The 19,306-nt window shown below is 66.1% G+C and carries 21 protein-coding genes and 1 riboswitch; of the genes, 13 read left to right on the top strand and 8 right to left on the bottom strand.

Annotated features, from left to right (window positions below; genetic code table 11):
- Positions 1-98 precede the first annotated feature (98 nt).
- Entirely contained in the window at positions 99-440 is a 342-nt protein-coding gene (locus B6V75_RS14260; protein WP_233243161.1) for a LysR family transcriptional regulator, read from the bottom strand.
- A gap of 151 nt (positions 441-591) precedes the next feature.
- Here B6V75_RS14260 and B6V75_RS14265 point away from each other — a divergent pair, with 151 nt between their 5' ends.
- The 3 genes from B6V75_RS14265 to B6V75_RS14275 all read left to right on the top strand — a co-directional run bounded on the left by B6V75_RS14265 (position 592) and on the right by B6V75_RS14275 (position 3,504).
- A complete protein-coding gene (locus tag B6V75_RS14265; RefSeq protein WP_088720138.1) occupies positions 592-1,782 on the top strand; it encodes an MFS transporter in 1,191 nt (396 codons plus the stop codon).
- A gap of 9 nt (positions 1,783-1,791) precedes the next feature.
- Positions 1,792-2,406, top strand: a complete 615-nt coding sequence (locus tag B6V75_RS14270) for a glycosyltransferase family 29 protein (protein ID WP_088720139.1) — start codon at positions 1,792-1,794, stop codon at positions 2,404-2,406.
- A 75-nt stretch (positions 2,407-2,481) separates the two neighbouring features.
- On the top strand, positions 2,482-3,504 hold the full coding sequence (locus B6V75_RS14275; protein WP_075775716.1) for an aspartate-semialdehyde dehydrogenase: 1,023 nt from the start codon (positions 2,482-2,484) through the stop codon (positions 3,502-3,504).
- 236 nt (positions 3,505-3,740) lie between these two features.
- Here the strand turns inward: B6V75_RS14275 and B6V75_RS14280 are convergent, their stop codons facing one another.
- The 3 genes from B6V75_RS14280 to B6V75_RS14290 all read right to left on the bottom strand — a co-directional run bounded on the left by B6V75_RS14280 (position 3,741) and on the right by B6V75_RS14290 (position 6,446).
- On the bottom strand, positions 3,741-4,595 hold the full coding sequence (locus B6V75_RS14280) for an NlpC/P60 family protein (RefSeq protein WP_088720140.1): 855 nt from the start codon (positions 4,593-4,595) through the stop codon (positions 3,741-3,743).
- On the bottom strand, positions 4,592-6,016 hold the full coding sequence (locus B6V75_RS14285) for a leucyl aminopeptidase family protein (RefSeq protein WP_240496973.1): 1,425 nt from the start codon (positions 6,014-6,016) through the stop codon (positions 4,592-4,594). Before B6V75_RS14285 ends, B6V75_RS14280 begins: the two co-directional genes overlap by 4 nt.
- A gap of 85 nt (positions 6,017-6,101) precedes the next feature.
- The gene (locus B6V75_RS14290) at positions 6,102-6,446 is read right to left on the bottom strand and encodes a hypothetical protein (protein ID WP_088720141.1); all 345 of its coding nucleotides are present in this window, start codon (positions 6,444-6,446) and stop codon (positions 6,102-6,104) included.
- Positions 6,447-6,649: 203 nt separating this feature from the next.
- On the opposite strand from B6V75_RS14290, the gene B6V75_RS14295 reads away from it, so the two are divergent.
- Together B6V75_RS14295 and B6V75_RS14300 are read left to right on the top strand one after the other, a co-directional pair.
- Positions 6,650-7,300, top strand: a complete 651-nt coding sequence (locus B6V75_RS14295) for a carbonic anhydrase (protein WP_075775714.1) — start codon at positions 6,650-6,652, stop codon at positions 7,298-7,300.
- 200 nt (positions 7,301-7,500) lie between these two features.
- A complete protein-coding gene (locus B6V75_RS14300; protein WP_168174485.1) occupies positions 7,501-8,130 on the top strand; it encodes a hypothetical protein in 630 nt (209 codons plus the stop codon).
- A 31-nt stretch (positions 8,131-8,161) separates the two neighbouring features.
- On the opposite strand, the gene B6V75_RS14305 is transcribed toward B6V75_RS14300, so the two are convergent.
- Positions 8,162-9,763, bottom strand: coding sequence for a DUF4139 domain-containing protein (locus B6V75_RS14305; RefSeq protein WP_088720143.1), 1,602 nt, complete (start codon positions 9,761-9,763; stop codon positions 8,162-8,164).
- A 173-nt stretch (positions 9,764-9,936) separates the two neighbouring features.
- Positions 9,937-10,043: riboswitch (TPP riboswitch) on the top strand.
- A 36-nt stretch (positions 10,044-10,079) separates the two neighbouring features.
- On the opposite strand from B6V75_RS14305, the gene thiB reads away from it, so the two are divergent.
- The 3 genes from thiB to B6V75_RS14320 are packed head-to-tail and all read left to right on the top strand — an operon-like array spanning position 10,080 to position 13,289.
- The gene (gene thiB / locus B6V75_RS14310) at positions 10,080-11,072 is read left to right on the top strand and encodes a thiamine ABC transporter substrate binding subunit (RefSeq protein WP_088720144.1); all 993 of its coding nucleotides are present in this window, start codon (positions 10,080-10,082) and stop codon (positions 11,070-11,072) included.
- Complete coding sequence (locus B6V75_RS14315) at positions 11,048-12,610, top strand: thiamine/thiamine pyrophosphate ABC transporter permease ThiP (RefSeq protein WP_088720145.1); 1,563 nt, start codon at positions 11,048-11,050, stop codon at positions 12,608-12,610. The genes thiB and B6V75_RS14315 overlap by 25 nt, the downstream gene beginning before the upstream one ends.
- The gene (locus B6V75_RS14320) at positions 12,594-13,289 is read left to right on the top strand and encodes an ATP-binding cassette domain-containing protein (protein ID WP_088720146.1); all 696 of its coding nucleotides are present in this window, start codon (positions 12,594-12,596) and stop codon (positions 13,287-13,289) included. The genes B6V75_RS14315 and B6V75_RS14320 overlap by 17 nt, the downstream gene beginning before the upstream one ends.
- A gap of 124 nt (positions 13,290-13,413) precedes the next feature.
- On the opposite strand, the gene B6V75_RS14325 is transcribed toward B6V75_RS14320, so the two are convergent.
- Entirely contained in the window at positions 13,414-14,544 is a 1,131-nt protein-coding gene (locus tag B6V75_RS14325) for an S-(hydroxymethyl)glutathione dehydrogenase/class III alcohol dehydrogenase (RefSeq protein WP_088720147.1), read from the bottom strand.
- A gap of 73 nt (positions 14,545-14,617) precedes the next feature.
- On the opposite strand from B6V75_RS14325, the gene B6V75_RS14330 reads away from it, so the two are divergent.
- The 5 genes from B6V75_RS14330 (at position 14,618) to B6V75_RS14350 (ending at position 17,989) form a co-directional block, all read left to right on the top strand.
- Positions 14,618-14,986: an I78 family peptidase inhibitor gene (locus tag B6V75_RS14330; protein WP_088720148.1), complete on the top strand. Its 369-nt coding sequence runs from the start codon at positions 14,618-14,620 to the stop codon at positions 14,984-14,986.
- Between the two features lie 5 nt (positions 14,987-14,991).
- A complete protein-coding gene (locus B6V75_RS18920) occupies positions 14,992-15,294 on the top strand; it encodes an I78 family peptidase inhibitor (protein WP_075775707.1) in 303 nt (100 codons plus the stop codon).
- Between the two features lie 286 nt (positions 15,295-15,580).
- The gene (locus tag B6V75_RS14340) at positions 15,581-15,928 is read left to right on the top strand and encodes a DUF2794 domain-containing protein (protein WP_075775706.1); all 348 of its coding nucleotides are present in this window, start codon (positions 15,581-15,583) and stop codon (positions 15,926-15,928) included.
- Positions 15,929-16,035: 107 nt separating this feature from the next.
- Positions 16,036-17,136: a chorismate synthase gene (gene aroC / locus B6V75_RS14345; protein ID WP_088720149.1), complete on the top strand. Its 1,101-nt coding sequence runs from the start codon at positions 16,036-16,038 to the stop codon at positions 17,134-17,136.
- A 232-nt stretch (positions 17,137-17,368) separates the two neighbouring features.
- Positions 17,369-17,989 (top strand): TetR/AcrR family transcriptional regulator, encoded by a 621-nt coding sequence (locus tag B6V75_RS14350; RefSeq protein WP_075775704.1) that lies wholly within the window; start codon positions 17,369-17,371, stop codon positions 17,987-17,989.
- Between the two features lie 21 nt (positions 17,990-18,010).
- On the opposite strand, the gene B6V75_RS14355 is transcribed toward B6V75_RS14350, so the two are convergent.
- Together B6V75_RS14355 and B6V75_RS14360 are read right to left on the bottom strand one after the other, a co-directional pair.
- Entirely contained in the window at positions 18,011-18,793 is a 783-nt protein-coding gene (locus tag B6V75_RS14355; protein WP_075775703.1) for an NYN domain-containing protein, read from the bottom strand.
- A gap of 91 nt (positions 18,794-18,884) precedes the next feature.
- Positions 18,885-19,232, bottom strand: a complete 348-nt coding sequence (locus B6V75_RS14360) for an antibiotic biosynthesis monooxygenase (RefSeq protein WP_088720150.1) — start codon at positions 19,230-19,232, stop codon at positions 18,885-18,887.
- Positions 19,233-19,306: the final 74 nt, after the last annotated feature.

Genomic DNA, 19,306 nt, shown 5'->3' on the forward strand with positions numbered 1-19,306 from the left:
GGTTCTGGTCCGTGACTGGGCCGTTTCCGGCAGCTCTCAGCAGGATGCGCGGACTGAGGACCCATCCGCATTGATCCGGCGCAAGGCCCGCCGCGGCCTCAATCAGCGACCATTGCGCCGATCAGCGCGATCTCCTCGGCGCCAGCGTCGCGGGCTTTCTGTTCCAACCGGCGGTAGGCTGCGAGGACCGCTTCGCCCTCGGGGGTGAGCGAGGCGCCACCCCCCTTCGCGCCGCCGCGCGAGCGATCCACCAGCGGTTCCTTGAATCCGGCGTTCATCTCTTCTACGAGCGACCAAGCGCGTTTGTAGCTCATCTTCATCGCGCGGCCCGCCGCCGAGATCGAGCCGTGTTCGGCGATCTCTTCGAGCAGCCGGACCTTGCCGGGGCCCAGCATCGCCTTGTCGAAATAGAGGCGCATCATCAAGCGGGTCAGTTCCATTCTGGCATCTCTCGGGCTCGTCACGTCGTGCGGCGTTTATCCTGAGCCTGTGCCCGGGCCAAGACAAGGGGCGGAGGCGCGAATGCACAGGGGCATGTGCTCTTGCCATTGCCCGCGCCTTGGGCGAGCGTGCGCGCGAAGGAGCCCCCGCATGTATATCTCGATCGCCTCGCTTGTGGGCGCCTATCTTCTAAGCCAGTTCTACCGCACCTGCTTGGCCGTTCTGACGCCCGTTCTGGGCAAGGAGATCGGCGTGACGCCGGGCGATCTCGCCGTGTCGCTGGGGCTTTGGTACGGGGCCTTCGCGCTGATCCAGATCCCCATCGGCGAGGCGCTGGACCGGATCGGGCCGCGCCGCACCGTCGGCGTGCTGATGGCGCTTGGCGGGGGCGGGGGCGCCGCCGTCTTCGCGATGGCGCAGGGGCCGATGGGCATTCACCTCGCGATGATCCTGATCGGGGCGGGCTGCGCGCCTGTGCTGGTGGGCAGCTATTTCATCTTCGCACGCAGTTTCAAGCCGGCGCTGTTCGGCACGCTCGCGGCCTCGATGATCGGGGCGGGGAGCCTTGGCAATCTCGCGGGCGCGGCCCCGCTTGCAGCCTCCATCGAGGCTTTCGGCTGGCGTCCGACGCTTTGGGCGCTCTCGGCGCTGACGCTGCTGGTGGCGGCGCTGATCCTGTGGCTCGCGCGCGATCCCGAGCGGGTGGAGCAGCCTGCAGGCCGCCGGGGTACCGCGCTCGATGTGCTGCGTCTGCCGGGCTTCTGGGTTCTGCTGCCGCTGACGGTCGCGAATTACACCGCCGCTGCCGGGATTCGTGGCGTCTGGGCGGGCTCCTATTTGGCCGATGTCTTCGGCGCGGATGCGAATCTGATCGGCCGGGTGACGCTGGTGATGGGCCTCGCGATGATCGCGGGTAACTTCGCCTACGGGCCGGCGGACAAGATTTTCGGCAGCCACAAGCGCGTCGCGCTTTACGGCAATGCGGTGCTGGCCGTGGCCTTGGCGATGCTCTTCGTGTTGCCGGGACAGTCGCTGTGGCTGGCGACGGTTCTACTGGCCGCGATCGGCTTCTTCGGCGCGTCCTTCCCGGTGATCATGGCGCATGGCCGCACCTTCTATCCGCCGCATCTGACGGGGCGGGGGGTGACGCTGCACAACATGTTCTCGATCATGGGCGTGGCTGGGATGCAATTCGCCTCGCGGCCCGTTTTCGATGCGGTATCGGTGGGGCACACGCCCGCCGTGGCCTATGGGCTGCTGTTCGCGTTCTTCCTTGCACCGCTGGTGATCGGGCTGGCGTTCTACGTTTTCGCCCGCGACAGCGGCGATGGCTTGAGCTAAACCCATCGCATGACCCGGCTCGGATTTCTGATTAGTCGAACGTTGCGGCGCGAGGCCCCGCTTGCCGCGCTCTCCGTCTCGCAAAAGGCGTTGCTGGACGACCTTGCCGGCAAAACCGTCGCGCTTGTCGGCAATGCCCGCGCGCTGGCCGAGGGACAGGCGGGGGCGGAGATCGACGCGCATGACGTGGTGATCCGGATCAACCGCGCCCCGATGCCCTCGGCCACGAGCCACGGCAAGCGCACCGACTGGCTGGCGCTCGCGACCTCGCTGCCCGAAGCCGAGCGCGCCCGCATCGCGCCGTCACGCATCCTTTGGATGAGCCACAAGCGCAAGCGGCTGGACTGGAAAACGGCGACCGGCCCCGGTTTCTACCTGCATCCGCTCAACGATTACGAGGGGCTGAAGGCCAAGCTTGGCGCGCAGCCCACGACCGGAGCGATGCTGATCGACATGCTCGCGCGCTCTGATCTGGCGCGGCTCGATCTATACGGGTTCGATTTCTTCGCCTCGCTATCTCTGTCGGGGCGGCGCTCGGCCGACAAGGTGCCCCATGATTTCGTCGCGGAAGCGGAGATGGTCGGCGGGCTTCTTGCCTCCGATCCGCGCATCATTCGGAACTGACTGCGCGTCGAGCCCCTTTCATTTCCTGACGTAAAGCGGTAGTAAGCCGCGTTCTATTGGAGCAAGGAGGTCCTCATGGGCTATAAAGTCGTCGTTGCGGGCGCCACGGGAAACGTGGGCCGCGAAATGCTGAACATCCTGGCCGAGCGTCAGTTCCCGGTCGATGAACTGGTGCCGCTCGCGTCGCGCCGGAGCCTCGGCACAGAGGTCAGCTTTGGCGATCAGACCCTGAAGACCAAAGACATCGAAGGGTTCGACTTCACCGGCTATGACATCGCGCTCTTCGCGATCGGCTCGGACGCCACGAAGAAATACGCGCCGATCGCCGCCAAGCAGGGCTGTATCGTGATCGATAACTCGTCGCTCTACCGCTACGACCCGGACGTGCCGCTGGTCGTGCCGGAGGTGAACCCGGAAGCCGTGGACGGTTACGCGAAGAAGAACATCATCGCGAACCCGAACTGCTCGACCGCGCAGATGGTCGTGGCGCTCAAGCCGCTGCATGACCGCGCCAAGATCAAGCGCGTCGTGGTCTCGACCTACCAGTCGGTGTCGGGCTCGGGCAAAGAGGCGATCGACGAGCTTTGGGACCAGACCAAAGGCATGTATGTGCCGGGGCAGGAAGTGGAGCCGAAGGTCTACCCCAAGCAGATCGCGTTCAACGTGATCCCGCATATCGACGTGTTCCTCGATGACGGGTCCACCAAGGAAGAGTGGAAGATGGTCGCCGAGACGAAGAAGATCGTCGATCCTGCGATCAAGCTGACCGCGACCTGCGTGCGCGTGCCGGTCTTCGTGGGCCACTCGGAGGCGATCAACATCGAGTTCGAAGAGTTCCTCGACGAGGACGAAGCGCGTGACATCCTGCGTGAGGCGCCCGGCATCATGGTCGTCGACAAGCGCGAAGATGGCGGCTACATCACCCCCGTCGAATGCGTCGGCGATTTCGCCACCTTCATCTCGCGCATCCGTCAGGACTCGACCATCGAGAACGGCCTGAACATCTGGTGCGTGTCGGACAACCTGCGCAAGGGCGCGGCGCTTAACGCGGTGCAGATCGCCGAGACGCTGGGCAAGCGCGTGCTCAAGAAGGGCTGAGCGTTCGGCCTTATTTGAATTGGGAAACGCCCGGTCGGAAGATCGGGCGTTTTTCTTTTCGGGCAAAGCGATGAGGGACGCGCCCGAGCCTCGGGCGGGCGCTTTGCTCCGTCTGTGGCTGGGCGCTTTATCTCGCAAGCCCGAATGTCGCTTGTGCCCGCGAGGCCATCGCCAATGCGCCCTCCCGGGGGGAGGGGCGGCGCGGCCCGGGGCTGGTCGCCCCGCGCTACAAAGCCTTACCGCGCGAGCCGCTTAACCCCGAGATACGGCCCTTCGCCCGCTGCCGCGATACGTGCTTTGGCGGCCTCGATGCTCTCATAGGCCACGCTCATCGTTTTGCCGTTGGCATGGATCATCGTCTCGCCATCGCAGGCGAGCGCGACATGGCCTTTCCAGAACAGCAGGTCACCACGTCGCAGGGGCGCACCTTCGGGCACGGTCTCGCCCATCTCCGCCCATTGAAGATCGCTGTCGCCCGGCACGGATTGCCCGCACAGCGCGAAGCCGATCTGCACCAGCCCCGAACAGTCGATCCCCGCACGGCTGTTGCCGCCCCAGAGATAGGGCGTGCCCAGCAGTCGCTCGGCCACTGCGACCGGATTGTCCCCGGGCTGATCGAGCGCGCGCAGATGCTGCCGCGGAACGAAGCCCTCGGCGGTCACCGCGAACATGCCGGTTTCCCCCGTCACGGACAGCCGCGCGCCCATCGAGAGCTGCATCACTTCGCCGCGCTTGATCGCCGCCTCGCGATAGACATGCGTGGCGGGCGCGGTGACGACATGCGTGGCGGGCGCGGTGACGACATGCGTGGCGGGCTCGGGCGTGGCGAAGGCGTCAGAGGCGATCCAACCGCAATAGCCGTCCCATGCCGCCTGCACGAAGGCGAAGCCGTCGCGCTGATCGATCACCGTCACCTCGGCTCCGAAAAGAAGCTGTCGGTCGCGCAGGCTGCCGGGCTCGGGGCAGAGATCGGTCACGGGTACGATGATCCGCGCGGGCATCCCGTGGGTGAAACCCTCGGCCTCGACCTGTCCTCGCAGCGCCTCCAGCGCGAAAGCACCCGAAAAGGGCAGGCAGCGACGGTCGGTCATTTCAGCACCTCGGGCAGAGCCGCGAAGATCGCCCGCGCGCCCTGACCGACGCCGCCTTTCGGCCGGGCGGGGGCGGCCGCGGGCTGCCAGCCGTAGATGTCGAAATGGGCGAAGCGCTTGGTCTCGGTCACGAAGCGGCGCAGGAAGAGTGCCGCGGTGATCGAGCCCGCCATGCCGCCCGAGGGCGCGTTATCCAGATCGGCGATGCCGGGTTCGATCTTCGCCTCGTAGGGCGCCCAGAACGGCATCCGCCAGAGCGGATCGGCCACCGCCCCCGAGGCCTTCGCCAAAGCCTGCGCGACGCCCTCGTCATCGGTGTAGAACGGGTGAATGTCCGGCCCAAGTGCGACCCGCGCAGCCCCCGTCAACGTTGCCATGCAGAGCATCAGGTCGGGTGGGGTTTCATCGGCATAGGCCAGCGCATCGGCCAGCACCAGCCGTCCCTCGGCATCGGTATTGTTGATCTCGACGGTCAGCCCCTTGCGGCTGGTCAGGATGTCGCCGGGGCGGAAACTGTCGCCGCCGACCGAGTTCTCGACCGCCGGGACCAGCACCCGCAGGCGCATCTTCGCGCCGGTCGCCATGATCATATGCGCGAGCCCCAGTACGGTGGCCGAGCCGCCCATATCCTTCTTCATCAGCCCCATCGAGGCGCCGGGCTTCAGGTTCAGCCCCCCGGTGTCGAAACAGACGCCTTTGCCGACCAGCGTCAACGCAGGCCCTTCGCTGCCCCAACTCAACTCGATCAGCCGCGGCGTGCGCGGCGAGGCGCGGCCGACGGCGTGGATCATAGGGAAGTTCTGCGTCAGAAGGTCGTCGCCCTTCACGACCTTGACCTCAGCGCCGTGGCGGTCGGCCAGCAGGCGCGCCGCGCCCTCCAGTTCCTCCGGTCCCATGTCGGAGGCGGGGGTGTTGATCAGGTCACGAGTAAAAGCCTCGCCCTCGGCGACGGCCTCGATCTGCGCAGCATCCATCCCGTCCGGGCAAACTAGCCGCGCTTTCGGCGCTGCGGCTTCGGCGTAGCGGTCGAACCGATAACCTGCGAGCAGCCAGCCGAGCGCCGTCTCTGCCCTCAAAGATTCCGGCAAATCGCCCTCGATCCGCCACGCGCCTTCGGGAAGGGTCGACGCCGCGCGCGCCAGCGAGAACCGCTCTCTTGCCCGTGCCGCCGCGGTCCCGAGGCCCAGCAGCGCCGCCTCCGCGCCGTCCGCCCCCGGCAGAAGTGCGACCTGGCCGGCCTTCGCCTTGAACCCCGTTGCCTCGACGAAGGCGCGCTGCGCGGGCGGCAGATCGGCCAGAGCCTGCTCCATATCCTCGGGCGCGACGGCGATCAGGGCGCGGGCAGGCGCGTCGGCTTCGGCGAAGCGCATTGCCGGGCGCGGGGCGAGAAAGGAAAAATCTGCGGGTGCGTCTGCGCTCATGGGGGCGGCTCCTTGGCTCTGGTGGTTTCTTCGCCCCAGAGCCTAGCGCCGCGGCGCCTGCCCGCAAGGCCCGATTGCGCGCACTTCAGGAGGACAGGTCGCCGATGTCCCAGACCTCGGTAAGAGATCGTTCCGCGATCCGGCTCAGCCGCGCCATTACCGCCGCCTGCGCCACCGCATCGCCGGTCGCGATACACTCGGACAGGTCGCGCGCGGTGCGCACCATCGACACCAGACCCACATGTTTCGAGAGGTCGATCACCTTGACGATTGCGCACCGCATCTTGGCGCGTTGGCGCCATTTCGCGGCTTCTTCCAAGGCGGCGAGTTGCACGGCGAGATCCTCGACCGTGGCGCAGATGACCCGCTCCGCATCGACCTGTCCCAGCTCCACGTAGAGCACCGATAGCCGCGTCATATCCAGCGACATCCGTTCCTTGCAACGCAAACGAGACACCTGTGTCACCACGACACCCCCCTTTGATTTCGCCATCACCCGGGCGGCAATATGGCCGACAGGTCTCAAGATTTCATTGAGCGACGCGGAGAAACCTCTCGTAACCCGGCCTGCATCGCGGTATTTGACGCTGCGATAAGACGCGAGACACCAGACCCAAAAACACCGGGGGACCGATGAGAGAGCATGTGAAGCCGCTGCCGAGCTACCTTGTGAACCGTTATCAGGGATGGCACGCGACTGCGTATGACGAGAACCGCGCCTGGTATCGCCGTCTCGCCTCCGAAGGGCAGCGTCCGCGCTCGATGATCATCGCCTGCTGCGACAGTCGCGTGCATGTCACCTCGATGTTCGGTGCCGATCAGGGTGAGTTCTTCATCCACCGCAATATCGCGAACCTCGTGCCGGAATTCACGCCCGATGGTGATCACCATGGCACGTCGGCGGCGGTCGAATATGCCGTGACCAGCCTGAAGGTCGCGCATCTGATCGTGTTGGGCCACAGCAATTGCGGCGGCATCGCGGGCTGCCACGCGATGTGTTCGGGGCATGCGCCGGAACTGGAGGAGAAAAGCTCTTTCGTCGGCACCTGGCTGAACCTTCTGCGTCCGGGCTACGAGCGCGTCACCGACCTGCCCGAGGATCAGCAGGTGCTGGCGCTCGAGCGTGAGGCCGTGAAAGTCAGCCTCGAGAACCTGATGACTTTCCCCTTCGTGCGCGAAGCGCTCGACGCCGATCGGATGACGCTGCACGGGCTGCGCCACGACATCGGCGAGGGTACGCTCGAGCAATACGTCTCCGGCTCGGATCGGTTCGAGAAGCTCTGAGGCTTTGCAAATTCGTTGACCCCCTTCGCGAGGTCGATTGCTCCGCCTTGGAGAAAACCAATTGCCATTCACGGGCTGTTAAGCTTGATGCGCGAGGCTGCGGGTACCCCGCCCACGCCAACGAGCTTTGACCCGACATGTCACCTGCATCCCGACCGCATTCCCAGCATCGTCTCGTCTCCCTGCGGCTGCCGCTCGATATGATCGATCGCATTGCGGCGGAGGCGCGCGCGTTCGGCCTGCCTCCGGCAGAGCTGATCCGGCGCGTCCTGCAGGAGGGGCTGGCGGAGGAGCCAACCTCCGCCCTCCCCACCACGAAAGAGCCGCTGCCGGAAATGGCGGCGGTGCAAGCGGCGCTGGATCAGGCGCGCGATTGGTTCGATCTGCAACATCGGCTGCGGGATGCGGGCTTCGTGCTGCGGCTTGCGGGCGGGGGCGCGCTGGGTCTGCATGCCTGGCCGACGAACCGCTTCCTGTTGCTGCTCGACGAGATCGGGCCGAGCCTGACGGAGTTGGTGCTGCGCTTCGCCGCGCCGTTTCCGGGGGACGATGGCGGCCGCACCAAGATCGTCGGCGCGAGGTCTGGGCAGGGCGCGGCGGAAACGATGACGGCACAGGCTGCCGCCGCCGAGTATGCCGCGGCGCAGGCGGCGGGGGCGCAAGCCGTGCCGGAGGAGAAGGCGGCCAAGGCGACCGAAAAGACCGGCGGTGCAGAGACACAGCCCCCAGAGGCGGCGAAGGCCGAACCGCCCGCGCGCGGGTTCCTGCGCCTGTCGCCAGCGTTGCTCGCGAAACTGCGGGCTGCGGCGAACCCGCGAAACGCAGCCTGATCGCGCGCGGAGGCCTTTGCGTTACGCTGACCTAGCGCAGCACCTTGTCGGTGGGCCAACTCAGCGTGGTCTCGGTGCGGATCGTCTTGGTCTCGTCCGCGCCCAGATCGAAGCGCCATGCGAGCACGCCGCGGCGATGGTCGTAATCGGTCTCGCTCGCGGGCGGGGTCGCCTTGGTAGTGATTTTCAGGTCTTCCTGTTCGGAATAGGGTACCCGGTCGATCACCCGCATCGGCCAGCCTTTGTCCGTCAGGTTCTTCACCTCGATCTCGACGACTTCGCGGCGCTCGTTCGACTTGGAAATGAAGCCGCTATCGCCCTCCATCGTGTCGGGCATGCGGCGGTCCACGCGAATGCCCTCGATCGGCCCGAAGCCCAGCGTCAGGTCATCCCCTGCCGCCACCATCGGCAGATGCGACTGGCCGACCAGCGCGCCATCGGCATAGAGGTTCGCGGGGCCGGGCAACAGGATCTCGCCGGTCTCGTTCTTGCCCTCGGCCACGCGATAGGCCTGCGGATCGGTCAGCGGGGCGGCTTCGGCGAAGACCTCCATCGGGAGGGTCTTGGAATCGAGGCTCAGGCGGAGATCGTCGACCCCGTCGCGCAGATCGACCGCGCTCGGGTAATGGTAGGTCACCGTTTCGCCCTGCATCTGAAGATCGGCGCGGTCGCTGATCGCTGCTTCCGCCATCGGCGCGGCGGCGCCATCCGATGCCGCGAGGGAGCGCTTCATCGGCACCGGTGCGGGCGGCGCATCCGGGTCGCCGATGTGCGCGAGGCGCGGATAGACTTCGCCCGGCTCTGCGCGCCCGCCGGGGCGAGCGGTCGAGAGCGTCAGGTCGACGTTACGCCAGTCCTCGCCGGTGGCCTGATGGACCGAGACGAAGCGCTCCATATCCACCGCGCCCTTGTCTCGGTCGAGCCGCAGATCATAGGAGGGCTCCCACCCGGCATTGTTAACGTAAGAGGTGATCGTCAGCCTGCCCGAGCCCTGCACCTTCGCGCTGAGCATCTCTCGATCTTTCGCCGGGTTCAGCAGCGCATCGAGCGCCGCTCGCGCCTGCTTCACCGCCTCTTTCGCGGGGTCGAGCGCGGCTTCCGCGCGGCGCGCTTCCGCTTCGGCGGCGATTGCGCGTTCGGTGGCCGAGAGAATCTGATCCTCCACCATCTGCGCCAGCGCGCGCAGCTGTTCGGGCGCGGTGACCTGCGAGTCGGTGTTCTTGAGATATGTGATCTGGTCGCGCGCGGCCTGCGCCTTGGCGCGGATCACGGCCACCGCGTCTTCCTTTTCCGCAAGGGCTTCCTTTGCAGAGGCCAGCCGGTCACGCGCAGCCTTCACCGCCGCGCTTTCGGTTCCGCTGGTCGCCGGCGCGCGCCCTGAGATCAGGCTCACCGCGCCGATCTGCACACCGTCACCCGACACCCGCAGCGTCGAGATGTCGGTGCCTTCGGGAAACCCCGGAACCAGCAGGTCATGGCTGCCCTCGGGCGCCTTCACCTCCACCTGCCGCACCACCTGCGCGCCCTGCGGAAAGAGCGTCACGGCCGTGATCTTGCCCGGCACCTCGATCGTGTCGGCCAAGGCGGGCAGGGCGGTCGCGGTCATAAGGGCCGCCGTGAGGGTAATGCGCATCGGTTCCTCCCAAATCCGTTCCGGATCGAGCCTGCGTCGCCCCGCGCGCAGTTGCAAGCCATTGAAATCCGGCGCGGGTCGTCACTGGCGGGAACTCGCCAGAGCGTCCGGGCGCGGATCAGGGGCGCGGTGCCTACTTGCCCTTGCGTCCGAAGCCCCGCGCGCTTAGGTTGCGCCCTACCTCGGGGTGCCAGCGCAAGGCTGGCTGAGATGCGATCCGCGCGAACCCGTTGAACCTGAACCGGTTAAGACCGGCGGAGGGAAGGTAGCCGGATAGTCCGGCCCCACTCCGCCCGGCAAGCCCAAGGAGTGAGGCATGAAAACCCACCTGATGCTTGCGGGAGCCCTGAGCCTGATCGCCACGATGGCGGCGGCCGAGGACAAGCCCGTGCTCACCGTCTATGCGCCTGATTATTTCACGAGCGAATGGGGCCCCGGCCCCGCGATCGAGAAGGGGTTCGAGGCGACCTGCGATTGCGATCTGAAATTCGTGTCGGGCGATGTGCTGCCGCGCATCCTGCTCGAAGGCGACAAGACCTCCGCCGATGTCGCGATCGGTCTGAACACCGACGTGACCGCGAAGGCGCGCGCCACCGGCCTGTTCGCCCCGCATAACGAAGACACCTCCGACCTGACCATGCCGGTCAAGTGGAACGATCCGATCTTTCTGCCCTTCGACTGGTCTGAACTGGCCTTCGTCTATGACAAGACCAAGCTGAAGAACCCGCCCACGAGCTTCCAGGACCTGCTGGATGCGCCCGACGACGCCTACAAGATCGTCATCGAGGATCCGCGCAGTTCGGTCGCGGGTCTGTCGTTGCTGCTCTGGGTGAAGGACATCTATGGCGACAAGGCCGAAGAGGCGTGGACGAAGATCGCGCCCAAGGTACTGACCGTGACCCCGGGCTGGTCGGAAGCCTACGGCATGTTCACCGATGGCGAGGCGGATATGGTACTGAGCTATGTCACCTCGCCCGCCTATCACATCATGGCCGAGGACGACGACTCCAAGGCCGCCGCGATCTTCCCCGAGGGGCATTACTTCACCCCCGAACTGGTCGCGCAGCTCAAGACCTCGAAACATCCCGAACTGGCGCAGAAATTCATGGATTACGTGCTCAGCCCCGATTTCCAAGGCATGATCGCGACGGCGAACTGGTCCTTCCCGGCGAAACTGCCCCACGATCAGCTGCCGGAAGTGTTCCAGAAACTCCCGATGCCCGACAAGACGCTCTATCTGGGTGAGGCCGAGGCCGAGAAACTGCGCGGTCCGGCGCTGGACGAATGGCAACGCGCCTTCTCCAGATAAGAGGCACGCCCATCTGGGCGGTGCTGGCGGGTGCGGCTTTGGCCGCGCTTGTCCTTGGCACTTTGGCGGCAGTGGCGCTCCGGGCAGGCGGGCTGACCGGCTTGCGCGAAACCGATCTCGCCGCGATCCGCTTCACGCTCTGGCAGGCGGCGGCCTCGGCGCTGATCTCCTGCGCGCTGGCGTTGCCGGTCGCCCGTGCGCTGCATAGCCGCCGCTTCGCCGGGCGCGGACTGCTGATTTCGCTCCTGGGGGCTCCCTTCATCCTGCCGGTGATCGTCGCGGTCTTCGGGCTGATCGCGGTCTTCGGGCGGCGCGGGCTGGTCAATGCGGCCCTCGCCCCGCTCGGCATCGATCCGATTTCGATCTACGGCGCGGAGGGCGTCATCGTGGCCCATGTTTTCTTCAACCTGCCGCTTGCGACCCGGATGATCCTGCACGGCTGGGAGGCGATCCCGGCCGAGCGGTTTCGCCTTGCCGCGACCCTCGGCTTCGGCCCTGCGGAGGTCACGCGTCACCTCGAACGTCCGATGCTGCGCAGCGTGCTGCCCGGGGCGTTCCTTGCGATCTTCCTCGTCTGCCTGACGTCCTTCGCGGTGGCCCTGACCCTTGGCGGCGGGCCGCGCGCGACCACGGTGGAGCTGGCGATCTATCAGGCCTTCCGCTTCGATTTCGACATGGGCCGCGCGGCGAGCCTTGCGCTGGTGCAGGTCGCGATCTCGGTCGCGGCGCTGCTGATCGCGGCGCGCGCCACCCTGCCGTCGAGTTTCGGCGCGGGGCATGATCGCCGCGCCGCGCCGATCCCGCAGCTGTCCGGCGGGATGGGGCGTGCGCTCTTCGACGCGCTCGCGATCGGGCTCGCAAGCGCCTTCCTTCTGCTTCCCATCGGCACCGTTTTCGCCCGGGGCATTCCGGCGGTGGCCAACCTGCCCGAGATGGTCTGGCCCGCGACGCTGACCTCTTTGGTGATCGCGCTGCTCTCCACGGTTGTGACGCTCGCCATCGCCCTGCCGCTCGCACTGGTGGCGACCCGGCAGCGCTGGGCGGAGATCGCGGCGATGCTGCCGATGACAGCGTCGAGCCTCGTGATGGGCACCGGCGCCTTCCTGATCGCGCGGCCCTTCGTGAACCCGACGAGCCTCGCGCTGCCAATGGTGCTGCTCACCAACGCCGCGCTTTCGGTGCCTTTCGCGACCCGCATCCTGATGCCCGAGATCCGCACGCTGCAGGCCGATTACGACCGGCTCGCCGCCTCGCTCGGGCTGCGCGGCATTGCCCGGCTTCGTCTGCTGACGGTTCCGCGCCTTGCCCGGCCGCTGGGGTTCTCGGCGGGGCTGGCCGCGGCCTTCTCGATGGGCGATCTGGGCGTCATCACGCTGTTCTCGGATGGCCAGACCCGCACCCTTCCGCTGGCGCTTTTCCAGCTCATGGGCTCTTATCGCATGGATCAGGCGGCGGGCGCTGCGAGCCTGCTGCTGATCCTCACTTTCGCGCTCTTCTGGGCGCTCGACCGCGCGGGGCATTATGCTGACCCTCGATAAGCTTCTGATCGAACAGGGCGATTTCCGCCTCGAAGCCGATTTCACAATCCCGGCCGGCGCGCGGGTCGCGCTGATTGGCCCCTCGGGGGCGGGCAAGTCGACGCTGCTCTCGGTACTTGCGGGGTTTCTTGGGCCGACCCGGGGGCGGGTGCTCTGGTGCGGCGAGGACATCACCGAGGCGCCGCCCGGCGAGCGTCCGCTCTCGATCCTGTTTCAGGATCAGAACCTCTTCCCGCATCTGCGGCTGGAGACCAACCTCGCGCTTGGCCTGAACCCGAAAGGCAAGATCGACGCAACCGACCGCGCCCGGATCGAGACCGCGCTGGCGCGTGTGGGCCTTGAGGGGATGGAGAGGCGCAAACCCGGCGCACTGTCGGGCGGGCAGCAAAGCCGCGCAGGCCTGGCGCGGACGTTGCTCCGTGGCCGCCCGATCCTGCTGCTCGACGAGCCCTTTGCGGCGCTGGGGCCCGCGCTGAAATCCGAGATGCTGGCGCTGGTGGCCGAGATCGCCCGCGAACAGGGCACGACGGTGCTGATGGTCAGCCACGATCCCGAGGATGCGCGTGCGCTTTGCCCGCAGACGGTTCTGGTGGCCGAGGGCCGCGCCCATGCGCCGCAAGCGACCGGGCCGCTTCTCGACGATCCGCCGCCCGCGCTACGGGACTATCTAGGAGAGTAGGGGCTCTGCCCCTCTTCGCTGGCGCGAATTCACCCGGGGATATTTGAACAAGCCCGAAACGGTCTGCGCTTCGGGCTTGTTCAAATATCCCGGGGGGCCGGGGGCAACGCCCCCGGCCTTGGGGTCAGTAGATCACGACCGAGCGGATCGACTCGCCCGCATGCATCAGATCGAAGGCCTTGTTGATGTCTTCGAGCGGCATCGTATGGGTGATCATCGAGTCGATCTCGATCTTGTCGTTCATGTACCATTCGACGAATTTCGGCACATCGGTGCGGCCCTTGGCGCCGCCGAAAGCGGTGCCTTTCCATGTCCGGCCCGTGACGAGCTGGAACGGGCGGGTGGAGATTTCCGCGCCCGCGGGTGCGACGCCGATGATGACCGAAACGCCCCAGCCGCGATGCGAGCACTCGAGCGCGTCGCGCATGACGTTCACGTTGCCGGTTGCGTCGAAGGAGTAATCCACGCCGCCGATCTGGTCGCGCTCGGTCTTGGTCAGGTTGATGATTTCCTGCGTGACCGAGTGGTCGAGCTTGGAGGGATTCACGAAATGGGTCATGCCGAATTTGCGCGCCATGTCCTCTTTCGCGTCGTTCAGATCGACGCCGATGATCATATCGGCGCCCGCCATGCGCAGGCCCTGGATCACGTTCAGACCGATCCCGCCGAGGCCGAAGACGGCGGCGGTCGAGCCGATCTCGACGCCTGCAGTGTTGATTACCGCGCCGATGCCGGTGGTGACGCCGCAGCCGATATAGCAAATCTTGTCGAACGGCGCGTCGTCGCGGACCTTGGCGAGCGCGATCTCGGGCATCACGGTGTGGTTCGCGAAGGTCGAGCAGCCCATGTAGTGATAGATCGGCGTGCCATCGAGCATCTTGAAGCGCGTCGTGCCGTCCGGCATCAGGCCCTGACCTTGCGTGTTGCGGATCGCGGTGCAGAGGTTCGTCTTGCCCGACAGGCAGGACGGGCATTCGCGACATTCCGGCGTGTAGAGCGGGATCACGTGGTCGCCCGGCTTCAGCGTGGTGACACCTTCGCCGACTTCGAGCACGACGCCCGCGCCCTCATGGCCGAGGATGGTCGGGAAGATGCCTTCGGGATCGGCGCCAGAGCGGGTGAATTCGTCCGTGTGGCAGATACCGGTTGCCTTGATTTCGACGAGCACTTCGCCCGCTTTCGGGCCGTCCAGTTCCACTTCCATGATTTCGAGCGGTTTTCCCGCTTCGAGCGCGACTGCGGCACGGGTTCTCATAAGCGCATACTCCTTGTATAAATTCGGAGAGAGCCTGCGTTATCGGCGCGGCCAATGCAATGAAGGGTGCGACATGTTGAAACGATTTTTCGTCATGGGGTCGATGCTGGCGCTTGCGGCCTGCGACCCCGCCGGTCCGATGAGCGAGACACCCACCGATGGGGCATACCCCGCGCCCCAGCCCTATGCGCCCGCTCCCTATGTCACCCCCCCGGTGAGCGTCACGAAGGGCGGTTTGCAGGAGCGTGAGCCCGACACTTGCGGGGCGGTGAAATATACCTCGGTTCTGGGTCAGCCGGCGGCGCAGATCCGGACGCTCGGGATTACCAAACCCTATCGCATCGTCGAATGGCGCGGCGTCGAGGATCAAGTCTACAACCCGCAGCGCGTCGTGTTTCGTCTCGACTCGCGCGGGAACGTCTACAACATCGATTGCGGGTGAGCCTGATGGAGCGCGGCAGGGCGCGGATCGGGCTCATTGTCACGTTAGGGGTCGCAGCGTTCGGGTTGGCGGCCTGCCAACCCCGCGTTTCGCCGCCTCGGTCGGGGCCGCCCGGCGCGGGAACCTGTCCGCCGCCCGGGCTCGCGGCGCTCCAAGGGCGGCCTGAAACCGTGCTGGCGGCGCTCGATATCGCGCGGCCGCATCGCATCATTCATCCGGGCGACGCGGTGACGATGGATTACGCCCCCGGCCGGGTGAATTTCGAGATCGACGAGAACGGCACGATCGAGGCGGTGCGCTGCTACTAGGCAGGGGGCCGCTGATGCTCTTCACATGAAAGAGCCCCGTGTCTGACCAGGACGCGGGGCTTTTTCTGCATGAGGGAAAAGCGCCCGACGATACGTACTGGGTGGGGGCTGTTAACCGCACCGTCGGGCTTTAGCGTTTTCCGCTGACTACAGGATGTCGATGAAACCCGGCAGGAAGGCGCAGGAAATCAGGCTTTTTCTAGGTCATAATCCGGCGCGGCGAAGGCGCGTTCAACCTTAGCGCGGGTGGGCTTGATTTGCGCCGCGCGCGATGTACCCTTTGTAAATGACGGTTCAAACGCCTTCCCCCTATCCGAACCCTTCCGGCGCACCGGAGCAGATCGCTTTCGACCGCTCCGAGCTTGGCGTGATCCTGTCGCTTTACGGGCGCGCGGTCGCGGCCGGGGAGTGGCGCGATTACGGGATGAGCTTCTTGCGCGATGTCGCGGTGTTCTCGATCTTTCGCCGCGCCGCCGAAGTGCCGATCTACCGGATCGAGAAGCGGCCCGCGCTGCGTGCGAAACAGGGGCAATATGCGGTGATCGGTCAGCAGGGGCAGGTGCTGCGGCGCGGCCATGATCTGCGCCAGGTGCTGCGCGTGCTCGAGCGCAAGCTGATCCGCGCGGTGGAGTAGGGGCGCTACGCGCTTTGAGAGAGTGTCGCCCCGCTGCCATGCACGTTGCCTCGCAGCCCCCGACTTGCTAAGCCAGCGCCGAAGGAAACCTGCGAGGCGCGCGTCCCATGTCGTTCAACACTTTCGGTCATCAGTTCCGCGTCACCACCTGGGGCGAAAGCCACGGGCCTGCGCTTGGCGCGACGGTGGATGGCTGCCCGCCCGGCATCGAGATCGACGAGGCGTTCATCCAGCAATTCCTCGACCGTCGCCGTCCGGGCCAGTCGAAGGAGACGACCCAGCGCAAGGAGCCTGACGCGGTGCGTATCCTCTCGGGCGTGTTCGAGGGCAAGACGACCGGCACGACGATCCAGCTGATGATCGAGAATACCGATCAGCGCTCGAAGGATTACGGCGAGATCGCGCGGCAGTTCCGCCCCGGCCATGCCGATATCACCTATCACCAGAAATACGGTATCCGCGACTATCGCGGCGGCGGGCGCTCGAGCGCGCGCGAGACGGCGGCGCGGGTGGCGGCTGGCGGTGTGGCGCAGGCCGCGCTTCGCCAGTTGGTCCCCGATCTGCAGATCTACGGCTACATGGTGCAGATGGGCGCGAAACATCTCGATCGCGCGAAGTTCGACCGCAACGCGATCCTGCAGAACCCGTTCTTCCTGCCAGACGCCGAAGCAGTGGACGAATGGGCCGATTACCTCGCGGCGATCCGCAAGGGCCAGAATTCGGTGGGCGCTGCGATCGAGGTGGTGGCCGAGGGCTGCCCGGCAGGTCTGGGCGCGCCGATCTACGCCAAGATGGATACCGAGCTGGCCGCCGCGATGATGTCGATCAACGCGGTCAAGGGCGTCGAGATCGGGGAGGGCATGGCCGCGGCGGCGCTGACCGGCGTGGAGAATGCCGACGAGATGGTAATGGGCGCCGATGGTGTCGAATATCTTTCGAACCGCGCGGGCGGTATCTTGGGCGGGATCACCACCGGCCAGCCGATCACGGTGCGCTTCGCGGTCAAGCCGACCTCGTCGATCCTGACGCCGCGTCGCTCGGTCAATGTCGCGGGCGAAGAGGTGGAGGTGATCACCAAGGGCCGCCACGATCCCTGCGTCGGCATCCGCGCGGTGCCGGTGGCCGAGGCGATGATGGCTTGCGTGATCCTTGACCATTTCCTGATGGACCGGGCGCAGACCGGCGGTATTCGCGGCACGATCGGCTGAGCGGCGCCGCCCCCGTCGATGGAAGGCGAGATGACCGAGGAAAGAGGGGGCTCTGCCCCCGCTCCTGCGGAGCCCCCCGGGATATTTGGTGCCAAGCCGAAGCAGTGCGGATGCTTTAGCGGATTGCCGCGCGCGTGCCGCCATGACGTGACGTTGTGCGACCTTGCGGGATATAAACCGCGCGGTTTATTCTGCGGACCCCGGGGGGTCGTTTCCCGGAACCGGAGGACAGATGTCGCAGGCAGATCAGATCAATCGCGGACGCAAATTCGACCAGGTGCTCGAAGGCGCGCGCACGATCTTTCTGCGCGACGGGTTCGATGGGGCCTCGGTCGACGATATCGCCAAGGAAGCGGGTGTGTCGAAAGCCACGCTCTACAGCTATTTCCCGGACAAACGGCTGATGTTCGTCGAGGTCGTGCGCTCGCAACTGAAAGAGCAGACGGACAGCGCCGTCGCCACGATCGATTTCGGCGCAGCCCCCGAAGTGGTGCTTTCGCTTGCCGCGTCCCAGATCGTCGAGTCGATGAGCTGCAAGATGAACGAAGGGCTCTATCGGCTCTGCGTTTCCGAATCCGAGCGGTTCCCCGAGCTTGGCCGCGCCTTCTACGCGGCGGGGCCGGCGCTGGTGCACGAATTGCTGATGGATTACCTGCGCTGCGCGGTGGAGCGGGGCGAGCTGGTGATCGACGATATCGACCTCGCCGCTTATCTGTTCATCGAGCTGTGCAAGTCGGAACTGCATCCGAAGCTGCTGTTCGGGATTTGCGACAGCTTCAGCCGTGAAGAGAAAGAGCGCGTGATCCGCGGCGCGGTCGCGATGTTCCTTGCGCGCTACGGCGTCCCCACCTGAGCGCGGACCGATCTGGCCCGATCAGGCCAGATCGCGCACCATCCACTGATTGCCTTCGCCGCGCTGCAGCTGGAAGCGGCCGGTCTTGATCAGCAGATCGGAAAGTTTCGCGCTGCCATAGGTGCGGGTGTCGAAATCCGGGTTTGCCTGCGTGATGAACTGACCGAGCTGGCCCAGCGAATACCATTCCTCTTCCAGACCGATCGCCTTCATCGCGTTGACGATGATCGGGATCGCGGCCTTCGGCTCCTGCTTGCCACTCGAGGATTTCGGGGCGGCGGCGCTGGTCTTGTCCGAGGCGGGCTTAGTCGCGGTCTCCGCGGTGCTCTCGCCATTGCCGAGGTTCTCGACATAGATGAAGCGTTTACAGGCCTTGCGGAAGGCTTCGGGGGTCTTCTGCTCGCCGATGCCGTAGACATCGAGCCCCTGTTCGCGGATGCGAGCGGCGAGGCGGGTGAAGTCGCTGTCCGAGGAGACCAGCACGAAACCATCGAACAGGTCGGAATGCAGGAAATCCATCGCCGCGATGACGAGGCCGATATCGGAGGCGTTCTTCCCCTTGGTATTGGCAAATTGCTGATCCGCGACGAGGCCGAGTTCGGCGACGCGCTTGGCCCAGCCCGCGAGGCGCTGCGCCGACCAGTCGCCGTAGATCCGGCGCACCGAGGCTTCGCCGAGCGAGGCGATCTCTTCGAAGATCGCTTCGGCATATCCGGCGGGCACGTTATCGGCGTCGATCAGCACGCACAGACGCGGGGCGCGGGAGGCGGGGCTGATATGCGGCAGGTCGGAAATGTCGGGCATTGTTACTCCTCGTGTCCCCTTCCAGATAGCCCGCTTGCCCCCGACATCCAAGAGCGCAACCGCATTGCGCGGCGTCAGCGGCAGGCGCGGTTCAGCGCCCCTCCGGACCTTCATACTGGCGTTCGACCTTGGCGACGCGCAGTGCGTAGTGGAGATACCAGCGATCCTTGCCGAGGCGTTGGGCGAGCTGGTGCTTCGCCACCGCCTTCCACGCAATCAGAGCGGTCTCGTCGGCCCAGTAGCTGACGGTGAGGCCGAAGCCTGTCCCGTCGCGTGCGCTCTCGACCCCGAGATAGCCGGGCTGCTGGGCGGCAAGCGCGGCCATCTCCGCGGCCATCGCGCCATATCCGTAGTCGGGTGCACTGCGGAGAGAGGCGAAGATCACCGCGTAATAGGGCGGGTCGGGCAGCGGCGCAAAGCCTGGCGGCGGGATAGACATCGGGCAACTCCGGGAAATGGAAAACGCCCCCTCGCGGGCGAGGGGGCGTTCATCAGTCTAGCAGGTCGGACCCA

It is taken from the genome of Thioclava sp. F1Mire-8, from assembly GCF_002213165.1.
GTDB lineage: Bacteria > Pseudomonadota > Alphaproteobacteria > Rhodobacterales > Rhodobacteraceae > Thioclava > Thioclava nitratireducens.

Excerpts from the sequence above, each read along its gene's own strand:
- B6V75_RS14260 (WP_233243161.1), bottom strand. The coding sequence starts at position 440 with ATGGAACTGACCCGCTTGATGATGCGCCTCTATTTCGACAAGGCGATG.
- B6V75_RS14265 (WP_088720138.1), top strand. The coding sequence starts at position 592 with ATGTATATCTCGATCGCCTCGCTTGTGGGCGCCTATCTTCTAAGCCAG.
- B6V75_RS14270 (WP_088720139.1), top strand. The coding sequence starts at position 1,792 with ATGACCCGGCTCGGATTTCTGATTAGTCGAACGTTGCGGCGCGAGGCC.
- B6V75_RS14275 (WP_075775716.1), top strand. The coding sequence starts at position 2,482 with ATGGGCTATAAAGTCGTCGTTGCGGGCGCCACGGGAAACGTGGGCCGC.
- B6V75_RS14280 (WP_088720140.1), bottom strand. The coding sequence starts at position 4,595 with ATGACCGACCGTCGCTGCCTGCCCTTTTCGGGTGCTTTCGCGCTGGAG.
- B6V75_RS14285 (WP_240496973.1), bottom strand. The coding sequence starts at position 6,016 with ATGAGCGCAGACGCACCCGCAGATTTTTCCTTTCTCGCCCCGCGCCCG.
- B6V75_RS14290 (WP_088720141.1), bottom strand. The coding sequence starts at position 6,446 with ATGTCGCTGGATATGACGCGGCTATCGGTGCTCTACGTGGAGCTGGGA.
- B6V75_RS14295 (WP_075775714.1), top strand. The coding sequence starts at position 6,650 with ATGAGAGAGCATGTGAAGCCGCTGCCGAGCTACCTTGTGAACCGTTAT.
- B6V75_RS14300 (WP_168174485.1), top strand. The coding sequence starts at position 7,501 with ATGATCGATCGCATTGCGGCGGAGGCGCGCGCGTTCGGCCTGCCTCCG.
- B6V75_RS14305 (WP_088720143.1), bottom strand. The coding sequence starts at position 9,763 with ATGCGCATTACCCTCACGGCGGCCCTTATGACCGCGACCGCCCTGCCC.
- thiB (WP_088720144.1), top strand. The coding sequence starts at position 10,080 with ATGAAAACCCACCTGATGCTTGCGGGAGCCCTGAGCCTGATCGCCACG.
- B6V75_RS14315 (WP_088720145.1), top strand. The coding sequence starts at position 11,048 with ATGGCAACGCGCCTTCTCCAGATAAGAGGCACGCCCATCTGGGCGGTG.
- B6V75_RS14320 (WP_088720146.1), top strand. The coding sequence starts at position 12,594 with ATGCTGACCCTCGATAAGCTTCTGATCGAACAGGGCGATTTCCGCCTC.
- B6V75_RS14325 (WP_088720147.1), bottom strand. The coding sequence starts at position 14,544 with ATGAGAACCCGTGCCGCAGTCGCGCTCGAAGCGGGAAAACCGCTCGAA.
- B6V75_RS14330 (WP_088720148.1), top strand. The coding sequence starts at position 14,618 with ATGTTGAAACGATTTTTCGTCATGGGGTCGATGCTGGCGCTTGCGGCC.
- B6V75_RS18920 (WP_075775707.1), top strand. The coding sequence starts at position 14,992 with ATGGAGCGCGGCAGGGCGCGGATCGGGCTCATTGTCACGTTAGGGGTC.
- B6V75_RS14340 (WP_075775706.1), top strand. The coding sequence starts at position 15,581 with ATGACGGTTCAAACGCCTTCCCCCTATCCGAACCCTTCCGGCGCACCG.
- aroC (WP_088720149.1), top strand. The coding sequence starts at position 16,036 with ATGTCGTTCAACACTTTCGGTCATCAGTTCCGCGTCACCACCTGGGGC.
- B6V75_RS14350 (WP_075775704.1), top strand. The coding sequence starts at position 17,369 with ATGTCGCAGGCAGATCAGATCAATCGCGGACGCAAATTCGACCAGGTG.
- B6V75_RS14355 (WP_075775703.1), bottom strand. The coding sequence starts at position 18,793 with ATGCCCGACATTTCCGACCTGCCGCATATCAGCCCCGCCTCCCGCGCC.
- B6V75_RS14360 (WP_088720150.1), bottom strand. The coding sequence starts at position 19,232 with ATGTCTATCCCGCCGCCAGGCTTTGCGCCGCTGCCCGACCCGCCCTAT.